The organism is Dolichospermum sp. LEGE 00246 (assembly GCF_015207865.1).
In the GTDB taxonomy this organism is placed as follows: domain Bacteria; phylum Cyanobacteriota; class Cyanobacteriia; order Cyanobacteriales; family Nostocaceae; genus Dolichospermum; species Dolichospermum heterosporum.
The window spans coordinates 1-2,246 of the sequence record NZ_JADEWA010000638.1 but is presented as its reverse complement, the minus strand read 5'-3'; the positions used below and the strand labels follow the sequence as shown (position 1 = coordinate 2,246).

The following is a 2,246-nucleotide window of genomic DNA, read 5'->3' as shown; positions in this document are numbered from 1 at the left end:
GGGTTAGGGAGGGGTAAAAAATATTTGATACATCAACCATAACTTTTCAAACACCCTCTTAGGGACTTCCAATTAAAAAAATACCCAAAAATTTCTTGTGGTGCGGGACGAAAAGCCCGCCAATCATTAAGGACGGGCAGGATGCCCATCCCACAAAATTGGGTAATTTATTTTTTGGTGTTCCCTTAGGGTTTGCTGAAAAAGTTGTCTGTGAGGGCTAGAAGTATGGCTAACGCCACACTGTGCTATCAGAAGGTAGGGGCGCAGGGTCTGCGCCCATTCGGGAGTATGGCTAACGCCACGCTGCGCTATCAGCAAACCCTAATTAGGCGCTGGGATTGCGCCTCTACCTCCTGACTTAACTCCTCCCCGCAGGTACAGAGTTGAGTAATCGTGAGCGATTTTGCCTAAATTGCAACTTAGTCTTTGTCGAATCTGAATTTAACTGATGTTTTTTTCGCCAATTTCCGGGAGATAACCCATAATGTTGGCGAAACTGTCGAGAGAAATGAGGAGCATTTTGATAACCTATTTCAACAGCAATTTCCTCAATTGTGTGATTAGTATTTTCCAATAAAGATAAGGCTGCTACCATGCGCCGTTTCACAATCCAAACATTTATTGGCTTTCCTGTTTGTTTACCAACTTGGTTAGTTAAATATGCAGAAGAATAACCTACAGCTTCGGCAACATCAGATGAAGTAATTCCTTCTTGATAGTTAGCTTCTATATAATCGAAAATTATTTTTAAATGGGGAATATCTGGAAAAATTGACGGAGAATTTGCTGATGTATTAGGTAATTCTGTTGATGTTAGTTGATTGGGGTTTGTTGCATACCAATATCTAAAAAGAGCCTGTTTTTGTAATCTAATATCAACGGCTCGCAATAACTCATCCGTTGTTACAGGTTTAGTTAAATAATCATCTGCTCCCAATTCCATTGCTTTTCGTAAAGATGCCTTTGTATTAATAGCAGTCAAAAAAATAAAAGGAGTAATTGCTGTTAATGGATCTTCCCGGAGGTGATTTAATAAGGTATAACCATCTATGTCTGGCATTACTAGGTCACAAATTACCAAATCAGGTAAATATTTCTTGATTAATTGCAGTCCAGTTATACCATTTTCTAAACCTATGGCATTATAGCCTTGAGAATGAAGACAATCTAAAACAAAATTGCGGTTGACAATATCATTATCAATGACGATAATTCTTTTTGTTTCGTACATAACTATTCCAATCACTAGATTTTGTTATTTTTAGCCGTTACTAAACTCTGTAACAATTTGCGGAAAAATTTTGGATATAAATAGGGCAAAAGGAAACATAAAATTCGAGTAAAGAGTTAATAAAATCTTGATAATTGCTATTGTTTCAATTAGTATTAGTAATTGAAACAATAGCAGATTTATGTTTAAGCTTGAATAAATCTGATTTTATCAATAAAAAGTAAATACGTTCAACTTGGTTGCATGAAAAAACTAATGGTTGTTTTTATTACTTTTCACCTGAGTCACCCGGAAAAATGAACCTAATTCCATACCAATACTTGTCGGTTAAGCTCAAAAAATAGAATTACGTAGGTTGGGTTGAGAAACGAAACCCAACATTTATAAGCTTTTTTTGGGTTACGCTGTCGCTTGACAATCAAGACAGTCGCTACAAAAACTCTTAACCGAACAGTATTGAATCTCATACAATTGCCATATTGTCAATTAATATCTGTATAAACTTTGGGATGGTGAGATTTGATAAATAGGTAAATTGTGAGTTATTTACCTGATTTTCCCAAATTTAGTCTCTTTTGCATTCAACTATGAAAGAAGATACAAGGTCATCTGTCGCCAGGAATATCTTTCTGCCTCAAATTAGCTGCTAATCATTTAGCATCCTCCCCAGGGTAGATAAATGATTGATTAAATTTATATATAACTATCAGAAAGAATCACTGAACGGCAAAATTAGAAAATCTGGAATAGATAAAAGTTAAGAAGCAACATAAAAGGAGTAATGATTTTACTAATAAGTAGGTTGGCGTTGAAAATTGTCGTTATGGCAAGGCAAAAGGCAAGAGGCAAGAGGCAAGAGTGAAGAGGGTTTGGGCGGTTTTACGTTTCTTTACACAGTTTGGTTTTATTGTGTTCACCTACTTAATCACTTACCAAGTATTAAACTGAACGAAACAATTTTTAACTTGATTATACGAAAAAATTAACCTAAAAAAACAAGAAAATAGTATATAAT

Annotated in this window: 1 protein-coding gene; it reads right to left on the bottom strand. The window is 35.3% G+C overall.

What is annotated here, in order from left to right:
• Nucleotides 1-358: 358 nt before the first annotated feature.
• Nucleotides 359-1,231: a DNA-binding response regulator gene (locus IQ228_RS24975; RefSeq protein ID WP_193964836.1), complete on the bottom strand. Its 873-nt coding sequence runs from the start codon at nucleotides 1,229-1,231 to the stop codon at nucleotides 359-361.
• Nucleotides 1,232-2,246: the final 1,015 nt, after the last annotated feature.